This window comes from Corallococcus sp. AS-1-12 (assembly GCF_020036995.1).
Lineage (GTDB): Bacteria > Myxococcota > Myxococcia > Myxococcales > Myxococcaceae > Corallococcus.
This window is the reverse complement of sequence record NZ_JAIQDD010000005.1, coordinates 330,105-343,379: the sequence shown is the minus strand read 5'-3', so window position 1 is coordinate 343,379 and position 13,275 is coordinate 330,105. Positions and strand designations below refer to the sequence as shown.

11 protein-coding genes are annotated in these 13,275 nt (G+C 69.2%); 7 read left to right on the top strand and 4 right to left on the bottom strand.

The features are described from left to right. Window positions 1-197 precede the first annotated feature (197 nt). From pilB to K8556_RS11100, 5 genes are all read left to right on the top strand, one after another. Complete coding sequence (pilB, locus tag K8556_RS11120; protein ID WP_014399076.1) at window positions 198-1,898, top strand: type IV-A pilus assembly ATPase PilB; 1,701 nt, start codon at window positions 198-200, stop codon at window positions 1,896-1,898. Between the two features lie 48 nt (window positions 1,899-1,946). Next, the gene (locus K8556_RS11115) at window positions 1,947-3,059 is read left to right on the top strand and encodes a PilT/PilU family type 4a pilus ATPase (RefSeq protein ID WP_223740010.1); all 1,113 of its coding nucleotides are present in this window, start codon (window positions 1,947-1,949) and stop codon (window positions 3,057-3,059) included. A 55-nt stretch (window positions 3,060-3,114) separates the two neighbouring features. Then, entirely contained in the window at window positions 3,115-4,371 is a 1,257-nt protein-coding gene (locus tag K8556_RS11110) for a type II secretion system F family protein (protein WP_223740009.1), read from the top strand. A gap of 121 nt (window positions 4,372-4,492) precedes the next feature. After that, the gene (locus K8556_RS11105; protein ID WP_255651611.1) at window positions 4,493-5,971 is read left to right on the top strand and encodes a nitrogen regulation protein NR(II); all 1,479 of its coding nucleotides are present in this window, start codon (window positions 4,493-4,495) and stop codon (window positions 5,969-5,971) included. Then, on the top strand, window positions 5,968-7,401 hold the full coding sequence (locus K8556_RS11100; protein WP_223740008.1) for a sigma-54 dependent transcriptional regulator: 1,434 nt from the start codon (window positions 5,968-5,970) through the stop codon (window positions 7,399-7,401). The genes K8556_RS11105 and K8556_RS11100 overlap by 4 nt, the downstream gene beginning before the upstream one ends. A 23-nt stretch (window positions 7,402-7,424) precedes the next feature. On the opposite strand, the gene K8556_RS11095 is transcribed toward K8556_RS11100, so the two are convergent. From K8556_RS11095 to K8556_RS11080, 4 genes are all read right to left on the bottom strand, one after another. Next, window positions 7,425-8,192, bottom strand: a complete 768-nt coding sequence (locus K8556_RS11095) for an ABC transporter permease (protein ID WP_223740007.1) — start codon at window positions 8,190-8,192, stop codon at window positions 7,425-7,427. Next, window positions 8,189-9,169, bottom strand: coding sequence for an ABC transporter ATP-binding protein (locus tag K8556_RS11090; RefSeq protein ID WP_223740006.1), 981 nt, complete (start codon window positions 9,167-9,169; stop codon window positions 8,189-8,191). The genes K8556_RS11095 and K8556_RS11090 overlap by 4 nt, the downstream gene beginning before the upstream one ends. Then, window positions 9,166-10,071: a pilus assembly protein PilG gene (locus tag K8556_RS11085; RefSeq protein WP_223740005.1), complete on the bottom strand. Its 906-nt coding sequence runs from the start codon at window positions 10,069-10,071 to the stop codon at window positions 9,166-9,168. The genes K8556_RS11090 and K8556_RS11085 overlap by 4 nt, the downstream gene beginning before the upstream one ends. Before the next feature lie 122 nt (window positions 10,072-10,193). After that, window positions 10,194-10,820 (bottom strand): prepilin-type N-terminal cleavage/methylation domain-containing protein, encoded by a 627-nt coding sequence (locus K8556_RS11080; protein ID WP_223740140.1) that lies wholly within the window; start codon window positions 10,818-10,820, stop codon window positions 10,194-10,196. A 232-nt stretch (window positions 10,821-11,052) separates the two neighbouring features. On the opposite strand from K8556_RS11080, the gene K8556_RS11075 reads away from it, so the two are divergent. Continuing rightward, window positions 11,053-12,129 carry an A24 family peptidase gene (locus K8556_RS11075; protein WP_223740004.1) on the top strand — a complete coding sequence of 359 codons (1,077 nt, stop codon included), beginning with the start codon at window positions 11,053-11,055 and terminating at the stop codon, window positions 12,127-12,129. Between the two features lie 22 nt (window positions 12,130-12,151). After that, window positions 12,152-13,270 carry a sensor histidine kinase gene (locus K8556_RS11070; RefSeq protein ID WP_223740003.1) on the top strand — a complete coding sequence of 373 codons (1,119 nt, stop codon included), beginning with the start codon at window positions 12,152-12,154 and terminating at the stop codon, window positions 13,268-13,270. The last annotated feature ends 5 nt before the right edge of the window (window positions 13,271-13,275 follow it).

The window sequence follows — 13,275 nt, the reverse complement described above, 5'->3', positions numbered from 1 at the left end:
CTCCCGGAAGCGGGCGCCGGACAGCAAGGGAGCACGCCAGGGCGCCTTGACAGGCCGCGCATCGGTTTCCTCTAATCCGGGAGGATCCGTGCCAGGGCTTCAGGCCCCTGACGCACGGGCTCATTTCCCCCCGCGGGTCCCGCCGACAGCCGGGACCCTGGCTGTTTCCTCCTCACGCTCAAAGAGGCATCCCAGAAATGTCCGGTCGACTCGGTGAATTGCTGGTGCGCGAGAACCTCATCTCCGTCCAGCAACTCCGCAAGGCGCAGGAGGAGCAGCAGAAGAGTGGCGCGCGCATCGGCACGGCGCTCATCAAGACGGGCGCCATCGAGGAGTCGAAGCTCACCGACTTCCTGTCGAAGCAGTACGGCGTGCCGGCCATCAACCTGAAGGACTTCGACATTGATCCGGACATCATCAAGCTCGTGCCCAAGGAAGTGGCCGAGAAGCACCTGGTGATCCCGGTCAACCGCGCGGGCCCGTCCCTCATCGTGGCCATGTGCGACCCGTCCAACATCTTCGCCGTGGACGACCTGAAGTTCCTCACCGGCTACAACATCGAAGCCGTCGTCGCGTCCGAAATCTCCATCCGCGAGTCCATCGAGCGCTACTACGCGGAGAAGGGCCCCTCGCTGGAGGACATCGTCGGCGACGTGGGCGACGACATCGAGGTCGCCAAGGAGGAGCAGGAGAACGTGGATGAGATGGCCAGGGCCGCGGACGACGCGCCCGTGGTCAAGCTGGTGAACCTCATCCTCATGGACGCCATCAAGAAGCGCGCGTCCGACATCCACATCGAGCCGTATGAGAAGGACTTCCGGGTCCGCTTCCGCATCGACGGCGTGATGTACGAGGTGATGCGCCCGCCCATGAAGCTGCGCAACGCCATCACCAGCCGTCTGAAGATCATGGCGTCGCTGGACATCTCCGAGCGGCGCCTGCCGCAGGACGGCCGCATCAAGATCAAGATCGGCGGCGGCAAGGAGATGGACTTCCGCGTGAGCGTGTGCCCCACGCTCTTCGGCGAGAAGGTCGTGATGCGCTTGCTCGACAAGAGCAACCTGCAGTTGGACATGACGAAGCTGGGCTTCGACGCGCAGCCCCTGGCCTGGTTCAAGGAGGCCATCGACCGGCCCTACGGCATGGTGCTGGTGACGGGCCCCACGGGCTCCGGCAAGACGACGACGCTGTACTCCGCGCTCTCCAGCCTCAACGACGTGGGCACCAACATCTGCACCGCGGAGGACCCGGTCGAGTTCAACTTCGCCGGCATCAACCAGGTGCAGATGCATGAAGACATCGGCCTGAACTTCGCGGCCGGCCTGCGCTCCTTCCTCCGCCAGGACCCCGACATCATCATGATCGGTGAGATCCGCGACTTCGAGACGGCGGAGATCGGCGTGAAGGCGGCGCTCACGGGCCACCTGGTGCTCTCCACGCTGCACACCAACGACGCCCCGGGCACGGTGAGCCGTCTGCTCAACATGGGCATCGAGCCGTTCCTCGTGACGGCGTCGCTCAACCTCATCCTCGCCCAGCGTCTGGCGCGCCGCCTGTGCCCCGCGTGCAAGCGCCCCGCGGAGAAGGTGGACGAGCAGGCCCTCATCGACGCGGGCATCCCGCCGGACAAGATGGGCACCTTCACCATGTACGAGAAGGTCGGCTGCCGCGAGTGCAACGACCGCGGCTACCGCGGCCGCGTGGCCATCTACGAGGTCATGCCCTTCTGGGACGGCCTCAAGGAGCTGGTCATCAACGGCGCCTCCGCCGCGGAGCTCAAGCAGGAGGCCATCCGCCTGGGCATGAGCAGCCTGCGCATGAGCGCGCTCAAGAAGCTCATGGACGGCATGACGACGCTCGAAGAGGTCGTGGGCAACACCGCGCCGGACCGCTTCTAGTCACCCCACCTCCTCTCCCCACTTCTTCCTCCGACAGGACACGCATCCGTGGCCAACCTGCACCAGCTCCTCAAGGCGATGGTCGAGAAGGGCTCTTCCGACCTCCACATCACCACCGGCTCGCCGCCGCAGCTCCGCGTGGACGGTGAGCTCGTCCCGCTCAAGACGGCGCCGCTCACGCCCGTGGAGACCAAGCAGCTCTGCTACTCCATCCTCACGGACGCCCAGAAGCACAAGTTCGAGGAGGAGAACGAGCTGGACCTGTCGTTCGGCGTGAAGGGCCTGTCACGCTTCCGCGCGAACATCTTCATGCAGCGCGGCGCCGTCGCCGGTGCGTTCCGCACGATTCCGTTCAAGATCCTGACGTTCCAGGAGCTGGGCCTGCCGCCGGTGGTGGCGGAGCTGGTGAAGAAGCCGCGCGGCCTCATCCTGGTGACGGGCCCCACGGGCTCCGGCAAGTCCACCACGCTGGCCTCGATGATCGACAAGATCAACACCGAGCGTCATGAGCACATCATGACCATCGAGGACCCCATCGAGTACCTGCACCCGCACAAGAACTGCCTGGTGAACCAGCGCGAGGTGGGTGCGGACACGCGCAACTTCAAGACGGCCCTCAAGTACATCCTCCGCCAGGACCCGGACGTGGTGCTCGTCGGCGAGCTCCGCGACCTGGAGACCATCGAGGCGGCGCTCACCATCGCGGAGACGGGCCACATCTGCTACGCGACGCTGCACACCAACAGCGCGGTGCAGACCATCAACCGCATCCTGGACGTCTTCCCGCCGTACCAGCAGCCCCAGGTGCGCGCCCAGTTGTCCTTCGTGCTGGAGGGCGTGATGAGCCAGGCGCTCGTCGCCAAGCAGGGCGCTCCGGGCCGCGTGCTGGCCTTGGAGGTCATGGTGCCCAACCCCGCCATCCGGAACCTCATCCGCGAGGACAAGGTCCACCAGATCTACTCGTCCATGCAGGTGGGGCAGGCGAAGTACGGCATGCAGACGTTCAACCAGGCGCTGGCCGCCCTCCTGGCGCGCCGGCTCATCTCCCAGGATGAGGCCTTCGGCCGCTCCTCCGACCCGGAGGAACTGCGCAACATCCTCGCGACGGGCGGTGGGCCGGGCGGAGCCCAGCGGCCGGCCGGGGGAGCGGGCGCCCGTTAGTTTTGGGGCATGAAAATCACAGGTTAGACTCCTCGCCCTCCCCGGAGGTCCCGTCATGGCAGCACCAGCAGTGCAGCAGAAGGCGACAGCGTCCAAGAAGAACACGGCCCAGTTCCTCTGGGAGGCGAAGACCAAGAGCGGGGAGAGCAAGAAGGGCGAGATGGAGGCCTCGGACATCGAGGCCGTCAACGCGCGCCTGAAGTCCCTGGGCCTCAACCCGACGAAGGTGCGCAAGAAGAGCGCGCTCGACGGGGAGATCAGCCTGCCCGGCCTGGGCGGCGTGACGGGCAAGGACATCCTCATCTTCACCCGCCAGTTCGCGACGATGATCGACGCGGGCCTGCCGCTGGTGCAGTGCTTGGACATCCTGGCCAGCCAGATGGACAACCCCGCCTTCAAGAAGGTGGTGTTCGCCATCAAGGGCAAGGTGGAGCAGGGCAGCACCTTCGCGGACGCGCTGAAGGAGCACCCCAAGGTCTTCGACGAGCTCTACGTGCAGCTCTGCGCCGCGGGCGAGGTGGGCGGTATCCTCGACACCATCCTCAACCGGCTCGCCGCCTACCGTGAGAAGAACGAGAAGCTCAAGGCGAAGGTCAAGGGCGCCATGACCTACCCGACGGTGGTCATCCTGGTGGCCATCGGCGTGACGGCGCTGCTGCTGCTCAAGGTGACGCCCGTCTTCGAGAAGATGTTCGCGGACTTCGGTTCGCAGCTCCCGGGCCCCACGCAGGTGGTGGTGGACCTGTCGAAGTTCGCGCAGGCGTACTTCCTCCACACGGTCGCGGGCATCGCCGCCATCGTCTCCGCCTTCACCTGGAGCTACCGCCAGCCCCGGGGCCGCAAGTTCTGGGACAAGACCTTCCTCAAGCTGCCCCTGTTCGGCGACGTGCTCCGCAAGGTGGCGGTGGCGCGCTTCACGCGCACGCTGGGCACGATGATCTCCTCCGGCGTGCCCATCCTGGACGCGCTGGACGTGACGGCGAAGACGGCCGGCAACCGCACGGTGGAAGAGGCCATCTACTACGTGCGCGGGAAGATCGCCGAGGGCAAGAACATCGCGGGTCCGCTGCTGGAGACCAAGGTGTTCCCGTCCATGGTGGTGCAGATGATCGGCGTCGGTGAGGCGACGGGCGCCATGGACACCATGCTCAACAAGATCGCCGACTTCTACGACGACGAGGTGGACACGGCCATCGGCGCGCTGACGTCGATGATCGAACCCCTCCTGATGGTGTTCCTCGGCGGCGTGGTCGGCGGCTTCCTCATCGCCATGTACCTGCCCATCTTCTCGCTTGCCGGCGCGATCAAGTAACGCGGTGCCGGGAAGCACGGCGCGAAGCGCGGCCCCGGGGCTGCGCTCGCGCCTGGTGTGGCTGGTGTTGTTCCGCACCGTCGCCGCGAGCCTGTCGCTCGTCGTGACGGTGGTGCGGTTGATGACCCAGCCCGTGCAGGAGCCCAGCCGCGCGGACTCGCTGTCTTTCGCGGTCATCGCGGGCGCCTACCTCCTCACCGTGGTGACGGGCCTGCGGCTGCGCCGGGGCACGGCCGGGCGCCTGGACGCCACGGTGCAGGTGGTGGGCGACGTGCTCATCGCCACCGGGCTCGTCTACCTGAGCGGCGGCGCGGACTCCCCGCTCACGTTCCTCTACAGCCTGGCCGTCATCGGCGCGGCGGTGGTGCTGGACTGGCGCGGCGCGCTGGTGGCCGCGGCCGTGTCCACGTTCGCCTTCACCGCGCTCCTCCTGGTGATGCGGCTCACCACGCCCGCGGGCGGCATCATGGTGTCGCCCTCGCGGGTGCTCTTCGTGCTGGGCAGCAACGCGCTGGCGCTGGTGCTCATCGCCGTCCTGTCCGGCTACCTGTCGCGCCAGTTGTCCGCCACCGGCGGCGCGCTGTCCCAGAGCGAGGCGGACCTGCGCCGGCTGGGGCGGCTCCAGCAGCTCATCCTGTCCTCCATGCCGTCGGGGCTCGTCACCTGCGACATCCACCGGCGCGTCACCTTCCTCAACACCGCGGGCAGCGGCATCCTCCAGGAGGACGCCCTCGCGTGCGTGGGGCAGCCGCTGGAGAAGCTGTTGCCGGGCGTGTCCGTGCTGGCGCCGCGCTCCATCCGCAGCGAGCTGCCGGTGCAGACGCCGGGCGGCAAGCGGGTGCTGGGCCTGTCGGTGTCACCCCTGGAGGGGGAGGCGGGCGCGCTGCTCATCGTCTTCCAGGACCTCACCGACCTGCGGCGCATGGAGGAAGACCTGAAGCGCACGGACCGGCTGGCCAGCCTGGGCACGCTCTCGGCGCAGCTCGCGCACGAGCTGCGCAACCCGCTGGCCTCCATGCGCGGCTCCGCGCAACTGCTGGCGCAGGAGCAGTCGAAGGACCCGGTGGTGCAGCGGCTCACCGGCATCCTCACGCGCGAGTCGGACCGGCTGGCGCGGCTGGTGGAGGACTTCCTGCGCTTTGCCCGCCCGCCCCAGCCGCAGCGCCGCCCGGTGGCGCTGGACACGCTGGTGTCGGAGACGGTGGACATGCTGCGCGCGGACCCGCTCACGCGCGAGGTGACCCTGGAGGTGCGGGTGCCGCCCCAGCCGCTGACCGCGCCGGTGGATCCGGATCAACTGCGCCAGGTGCTCATCAACCTGGTGCGCAACGGCTGTCAGGCGGCGGGGGCGCGGGGCACGGTGCGCGTGGCCCTGGCGCGGGCGGACGAGGAAGCGCAGATTCGGGTCTGGGACTCGGCCGGCAGCATCACGGAGGAGATGATGGGACACCTGTTCGAGCCGTTCTTCACCACGCGGAGCGGTGGCACCGGGCTGGGCCTGTCCACCGCGCACTCCCTCATCCGCGCGCACGGCGGCACCATCCGCGTGAGCTCGCACCCGGCCGAAGGCACCGAGTTCCTGGTGGGGCTGCCGCTGTGAGCGCGCTCCATGAGGGGAGCCCGCGCGGCCACGTGCTGGTGGTGGACGACGAGCTGTCCATGCGCGAGTACCTTGAAATCCTGCTCGTGCGGGACGGCTACGCGGTGACGAGCGTGCCCGCGGTGGCGGCCGCCTGCGAGGTGCTGGCCCGGGACTCCGTGGACCTGGTCATCTCCGACATGAAGCTGGGCCCCGGCGGCAGCGGACTGGACGTGCTGCGGGCGGCGCGCGCGCGCAAGGAGCCGCCGGAGGTGGTGCTCATCACCGCCTTCGGCACGCCGTCCTCCGCGGTGGAGGCCATGCGCGAGGGCGCCTACGACTACATCTGCAAGCCCTTCGACAACGAGGAGCTGCGGCAGTTGGTGCACAAGGCGCTGGAGAAGCGCGCGCTGCGCCAGGAGAACAGCACGCTGAAGGAGCGGCTCCTGCCGGGCCTGGGCGGGTTGATGGTGGGCTCGAGCCCCCGCATGCGCGCGCTGTGGAACCTGGTGGAGAAGGTGGCCCCGGGGCGCAGCACGGTGCTGGTGACGGGGGAGAGCGGCACCGGCAAGGAGCTGGTGGCCCGGGCCATCCACCTGCGCGGCCAGCGCGCCGCCCAGCCCTTCCTGCCCTTCAACTGCGGCGCCCTCAACGAGGGCGTTCTGGAGAGCGAGCTGTTCGGCCACATGAAGGGCTCCTTCACCGGCGCCACGCACGAGCGTCCGGGCCTGCTGGTGTCCGCGGGCGAGGGCACGGTGATGCTGGACGAGGTGGGGGAGATGCCCCTGTCCACGCAGGTGAAGCTCTTGCGCGTGCTGCAGGAGCGCAAGGTGAAGCCCGTGGGCAGCGCGGCGGAGATTCCCTTCCACGCGCGCGTCATCGCCGCCACCAACCGCCGGCTGGAGGCGGAGGTGAAGGCAGGGCGCTTCCGGGAGGACCTCTTCTACCGGCTCAACGTCATCACCTTGGAGCTGCCCGCCCTGCGCGAGCGCCCGGACGACATCGCCCCGCTGGCGACCCACTTCCTGGCGCGCCTGGCGGAGGAGCTGGGCCGCCCGGCGCTGCGGTTCGCCCCGGAGACGCTGGCCCTGATGGAGCGCTACGCGTTCCCGGGCAACGTGCGCCAGTTGCAGAACATGGTGGAGCGCGCGGCCACGCTGTCGGACTCGGACCTGTTGGGGCCCACGACGTTGCCGCCCACGGTGCGCGGCGAGGCGGAGCCCCAGGCCCGCTCCGGCGAGGCCGGCGAGCCCGCGATGGGGCCGGGCTTCAACCTGGAGCGCCACCTGGACGACAGCGAGCGGCGCCACCTGCTGGCCGCGCTCAAGCAGGCGCAAGGGGTGAAGACGCGCGCCGCGGAGCTGCTGGGGCTGTCCTTCCGCTCCTTCCGCTACCGGCTGGCCAAGCACGGCCTCACCGATGAGCTGGACGAGCCGACGCCCCGGGCCTGAAGCCCGGGCCGCCGTGCTTCACGTCAGCGGAAGTCGCGCCGCTCGAAGATGACGGTGGCCAGTGCGATGAGCACGCCCGCCCACGCGACGCTGTAGGCGGCGCCGGACAGGAAGGTGCTGGCGTCCACCGGCAGCGCGTACGTGGCCTGCGGACGGAAGTTCACCCGCTCCAGGTTGGGCAGCGCGTAGTAGATGCTCTTGCCCAGCACCTGGATGAACGTGCTCTCCGAGCGGCTGGCGATGGCGTACAGGTCGCCCGTCAGGTGCCCGGTGAAGTACAGGCCCGTGGTGGCGATGGCCGACACCGCCGGCCCCGCGAAGCTGGAGAAGAGGATGCCCACGCTGCTGATGACGAGCAGCTCGAACCACAGCCCGGCGCTCGCCAGGAGCTGCGTGGAGGTGATGTTCGCGCCGAACATCACCAACTGAAGCAGGAAGACGAGCGTCATCGCCACCAGCAGCACGCCCAGCGTCAGCATGGTGCCCGCCAGCCGCGCCAGCAGGAACTGGGTGCGTGACACCGGCTTGCTCACCACCAGGAAGATGGTGCGCCGCTCGATTTCGCGGCTGAGCAGGCTGCTCGACAGGAACACCGACAGGAAGACGAGGATGATGCTCATCATCCCCAGGCCGAAGTCCGTCAGCACGCGGTCGAACGTGGTGACCGTGACCTCCGTCACCAGCGTGGAGGAGAAGAGCACCACCGCGGCGAACACGCCCACCACCACCGTCACCCGGTTGCGGCGCGCCTCGCGAAAGCCATTCCACATCATCGCGCTGAAGGCGCTCATGTATTGATCTCCCCGCCCACGGTGGACGCGCGCCCGGACTCCTTGAGCGCGTTCATGAACAGTTGCTCCAGGGAGAACCGCGCCGGCTGCACCTGGTTCACCCGGCCCCCGGCGCCCAGCACGCCGCTCAAGAGCCGCTGGGTGTCCACGTCCGACACCTGGAGCAGCACGCGACCATCGAGCGCCTGGAGCGACTCCAGGGGAACGCCCAGCCCCTTCACCGCGTCCGGCGCCATGCCCTCCACCACGACCTCCACGGTGGGCACCTGCGCGGACACCAGCTCCCGGACGCTGCCTTCGCGCACCAGCCGTCCGCCCACCAGCACCGCCAGCCGGTCGCACAGCGACTCGACGTCCGGGATGATGTGGCTGCAGAAGAGGACCGTGGTGCCCTTCTCCCGCTCCGCCAGGATGAGGTCGCGCATCTGGCGGCGGCCCAGCGGATCCAACCCGCTCGTCGGCTCATCCAGGATGAGCAGCTTCGGCCGGCTCACCAGCGCCTGGGCCAGCGCCACGCGCTGCACCATGCCCTTGGAGTAGCGGCGGATCTGCAGCTTCTCCGCGCCCGCCATCTCCACCGAGCCCAGGACCTCCTTGACGCGCACGTCCAGCTCCTGGCCGCTCAGGCCCGCGAGCTGTCCGGCCAGCGTCACGAACTCCCGGCCCGTGAGGTACTCGTACGGGGCGGGGTTCTCCGGCAGGAAGCCCACCAGCCGCCGGGTGGCGGCCTCATCCACCGGCTGGCCGAAGATGCGCGCGACCCCGCTGCTGGGGCGCACCAGGTTCATCAGGATCTTGATGGTGGTGGACTTGCCCGCCCCGTTGGGCCCGAGCAGGCCGTAGATCTGCCCGGCACCCACCTGGAGGTCCAGCGACTGCAGGGCACGCACGGTGCGGTTGAACCAGAAGCCGACCTTGTAGGTCTTGGCCAGCCCCTGGGCCAGGATGGGAGGGGCGTCAGGATGGGGAGTCGTCATGGCGCTTGGGTCGTCCGGGGCTTGGGCAGGATGCGTTCGCCCGTTTCGGTCTTCTCGTCCTCGATGAGCTCCAGCCGGAACCTGGAGGCGTTGGAGTAGGCCCGGCCGTCCTCGCCCAGGAAGAACTCCCCGCCCAGCGGATCCTCGGGAATCACTCGCAGGTCGCCCGCGGTCACCAGCGCGGGCAGCGTGTCGGGCAGGCGCCCCTCGCGAGCGCGATACCGGGCGATGGCCGCGTCGATGCCCCGGAGCACGCGCTCCTGCTGGATCTCCTGGATGCGCTGCTCGTAGAAGGCGCGGGACTCCTCGTCCTCCGCGCTGTCGCGCAGCGCGAGGGTCAACGACATGCTCGCGTCGAAGTCACCGGACTGCGCGTACAGCCGTGTCGCGAGCGCGGCGTAGTAGGGAGGCGCCCCCTCCCACCGGGACATCTCCTGGATGAGGTCCGCGGCTTCCTTGTACTTCCGCTCGAAGAACATCAGGTTGTACGCGAGCTGGAAGGTCAGGGGCTGGTCGTGCGGGACGTTCGCCACGCCCTTGCGCAACAGGGCCGTGGACTCCGCCGTGTTGAGGTAGCCGCCCTTGCCCGTGTAGACGGGGATGGTGAGGCCTCCGTAGAGGTACGGCTGCCGGAACTTCGGATCCAGGTCCGTCACCAGCTCCGCGTAGTCGAAGACATGGAGGTAGTCCTCCGCCCGCACCGCGCTGCCAATGCGGTTGAGCATGAGGATCCAGAAGTAGTCCGTCACCAGGCCCTTTTGCGCGGTGAACAGCGCCTTCAGCAGGTCGGGGCGTGGGAGCAGGGGTCCGCCACCTTGTCTGCGCGGGGGGATGGGGGGCGCGGACAGGAGGGCTACCAGCAGCAGTCCCGGAACGAATCGCAGCAGGGGCAGCTTTCGCATGGCCTCACGAAACGACAACGGGACGCCCGAAATGCCCGGGCGCCCCGTTGATTGTGCCATGCCGAGCCGCTTCGGTGAATCAAATGAAGCGGGCCCGGCAGGCTTGCACGGCGTGCAGCGAATTAGCCGCCGCAGCTCACGTCGTTGAACGCGTTGGTGGGCTCGCCCGCGACCAGGTTCAGGCCGTTCGGGGTGTCCTCGTCGATGCCGCAGGGGTTCTGCACGATGGCCTCACCGGCGACCGTGGCGGAGGTGATGCCCCAGGTGTCACCCTCGGGATCGTTGTCCACGTTGCCGATCGCCGTCGCGTTGAACGAGCAGTTCGGGCAGTCCTCGATGGTGGGGTTCACGCCCACCGCGTTGACGGCGTCCGCGGCGGCCGGCGCCGTGGGGAACTTCAGCGCGTCCTGGCCGATGCAGCCGGCGGTGGCGCCAGCGCGACGCGCCGTGGGGGTCGCGTCGACGGGGGCGGCGCAGCCCGTGGCCATGCCGTAGCTGTAGCGGTTGCCGGCCTCGGGATCGAACCCGATGACCGTGAAGTTCACCTGGTACTTGTCCTTCTCACCGAAGTACGCCTTCTGGGCCGTGAAGATGGCCTTCAGGTTCGTCTTCGCCTCCGACTGCTTGGACTTCGCCTGGAAGCGGATGAAGTTCGGGATGGCGATGGCGGCCAGGATGCCGATGATGGCGACCACGATCATCAGCTCGATGAGGGTGAAGCCACCCTTCTTCCGGAAGAGACGGTTCATCATGATTGGGGACTCCGCGGTGGGCAGAGGGGGGTTGGACGACGTGCGAACTCTTAGCACGAAGAGTGCCACGCCGAACAATCCGCCCAACCCCCGGGATTCCCAGGGCAGGCGAGCCGGGCAGGGGTTGGATCACTCGCGGGCCTGCCAATTTTTGTCACTGCCGCTGACGGTTTTCGTCCTTCATCGCGCAGTCGCCAGCTCCGGAAGCGGCGGGTAGGATTCCGGCTCCGTGACGTTCACCTACGCGCCGGGCTGGGCCGAGCCCCTCTTCATCCTCTTCCTGTTCATCCTCGGCCTGTGCATCGGGTCCTTCCTCAATGTCGTCATCGCGCGGGTGCCCGAGGGGCTGAGCATCGTGCGACCCGGGTCCCGCTGCCCGAAGTGCGGGCACGTGCTCTCCTGGTACGAGAACATCCCGGTCCTGTCGTGGCTGGGGCTGCGCGGGAAGTGCCGCGGCTGCGGCGCGCCCATCTCCCCGCGCTACGTGCTGGTGGAGCTGCTCACGGGGTTGCTCTTCCTCGCGTGCCTCAAGCGCTTCGACTGGACGTACGCGCTGGTGCCCGCGCTCGTGCTCGTGTTCCTGCTGGTGCCGCTCACCTTCATTGACCTGGAACATTGGATCCTCCCGTTCTCGTTGACGCTGCCCGGCATCGCCGCGGGCGTGCTGCTGGCCATCCCCCAGGGCGCGGAGGCGGTGGGGCAGGCGGCGCTGGGCGCGGCGGTGGGGTTCCTGAGCTTCCGGCTGATGGAGTACGTGGGCTGGCGCGCGTTCAAACGGGAAGCGCTGGGCGGCGGGGACAAGTTCCTCGTCGCGCTCCTCTGCGCGTTCCTGGGCTGGCAGTCGCTCCTGGGCATCCTCTTCTTCGCGTCGCTCCAGGGCTCCATCGTGGGCGTGGCGCTGCTGGCCCTCACGGGAAGGGCCGGCCCGCGCGGCGCGCCGGAAGCGGAAGGCCCGGCTTCTCCGCAGGGCCCGCAGGCCGACGCGTCCGTGACGCCCGCGCCGCGGACGGCTCCAGCGCAAGAGGAGGCGGAGGAGCCCGAAGCCACCATGACGTGGGACTTCACGAAGCCCGGCCTTCCTCTATGGAAGCGCGTGGTGCTCGTCCCGGTGTGCCTGTTGGTCCAGCCCATCCCGGACGCGCCGCTGGATGACGCCGGGGAGGAGGAGGAGTGGGTCCCCGGTCCCACCAACATCCCCTTTGGCCCGTGGCTGGCGCTGGCGGGGCTGGAGCTGATGCTCCTGGGGCCGTGGCTTGCGCGCGTGCTGTCCCCGGAGGTGGCGATGATGCTCGGAGGGGCGCGGTGAAGCGCCCCGCGCCGGTGCGGGGATGAAGTGGCGCATCGCCAGCGTGGCGTTCCTCCTGGGCTCGCTGTCCACGGGGCTGTCATGGCTGACCCTGCAGCCGGTGCTGATCCGCCTGCTGGACACGGCGCGCAGGCTGGCGCTGCCGGGGTCGCTGGACATGGAGAGCCTCGCGCGGATCCGCGCCTTCCTGCCGCTGGCGCTGGGGTTGGATCTGCTGGTGCTGACGCTGCTGGCCTATGGCGTGCTGGACCTGGCGGTGGGCCGCCCGCTGCGCGCCATGGAGAAGTCCGTGGAGCAGTTGGGCCGGCTGCAGTTGGACGCGCCGCTCTCCGGCCAGGGGGGGCCGCTGCTGTCGCGCATCCGGCGCGAGCTCCAGCGCATGGCGGAGGCGCTCCGTCAGGAACAGGCCCTCACGCGCGCGCAGTTGGAGGCGCTGCGCGAGGCGAATGCCCGGCTCGCGAGGGCGCAGACGGAGCTCGTCGCCTCCGAGCGCCTGGCCACGGTGGGAAAGCTGGCCGCGGGCGTGGCGCACGAGGTGGGCAACCCGCTGGCGGGCATCCTGGGCTACCTCTCCCTGGCCCGCTCCCGGGCGCAGGGGCCGGAGCTGAAGGACTTCCTGGAGCGCATCGACCATGAGGTCCTGCGCATCGACCGCATCGTGCGGGGGCTCCTGGACCTGGGCCGCCCGGCCAGCACCCAGCCCGGGCCGGTGGACGTGGGGCAGGTGGTGGAGACGTGCGTGCGGCTGGTGCGCGCCGGGCCGGAGCTGGACCGGGTGGAGGTCACCCTGGACGTGGCTCCCGGCCTGCTGGCCCGCGCGGATCCGGGCCCCCTGTCACAGATCCTCATCAACCTGCTGCTCAACGCGGCCCAGGCCATGGGAGGGGAGGGGCGTGTGCGCGTCTCCACCCGGCGCGAGGACGCGCAACTGCTGGTGGAGGTGGAGGACAGCGGCCCGGGCCTGTCTCCGGAGGTGCGCGCGCGCCTCTTCGAGCCGTTCTTCACCACCAAGGGCCGGCAGGGCACGGGCCTGGGACTCGCGGTTTCCCTGAACCTGGCGCAGGGCATGGGCGGCCGGCTGGACGCGCGAGACGGGGCCGGCGGCGGCGCGTGCTTCCGGTTGTCGCTGCCAGCGGCCTGACGGCG

What these genes read in the sequence shown, in the direction of transcription:
- K8556_RS11105 (WP_255651611.1), top strand. Translation starts at nt 4,493, where the DNA reads ATGACCCAGCCCGTGCAGGAGCCCAGCCGCGCGGACTCGCTGTCTTTC.
- K8556_RS11095 (WP_223740007.1), bottom strand. Translation starts at nt 8,192, where the DNA reads ATGAGCGCCTTCAGCGCGATGATGTGGAATGGCTTTCGCGAGGCGCGC.
- K8556_RS11080 (WP_223740140.1), bottom strand. Translation starts at nt 10,820, where the DNA reads ATGAACCGTCTCTTCCGGAAGAAGGGTGGCTTCACCCTCATCGAGCTG.
- K8556_RS11070 (WP_223740003.1), top strand. Translation starts at nt 12,152, where the DNA reads ATGAAGTGGCGCATCGCCAGCGTGGCGTTCCTCCTGGGCTCGCTGTCC.
- K8556_RS11085 (WP_223740005.1), bottom strand. Translation starts at nt 10,071, where the DNA reads ATGCGAAAGCTGCCCCTGCTGCGATTCGTTCCGGGACTGCTGCTGGTA.
- pilB (WP_014399076.1), top strand. Translation starts at nt 198, where the DNA reads ATGTCCGGTCGACTCGGTGAATTGCTGGTGCGCGAGAACCTCATCTCC.
- K8556_RS11110 (WP_223740009.1), top strand. Translation starts at nt 3,115, where the DNA reads ATGGCAGCACCAGCAGTGCAGCAGAAGGCGACAGCGTCCAAGAAGAAC.
- K8556_RS11090 (WP_223740006.1), bottom strand. Translation starts at nt 9,169, where the DNA reads ATGACGACTCCCCATCCTGACGCCCCTCCCATCCTGGCCCAGGGGCTG.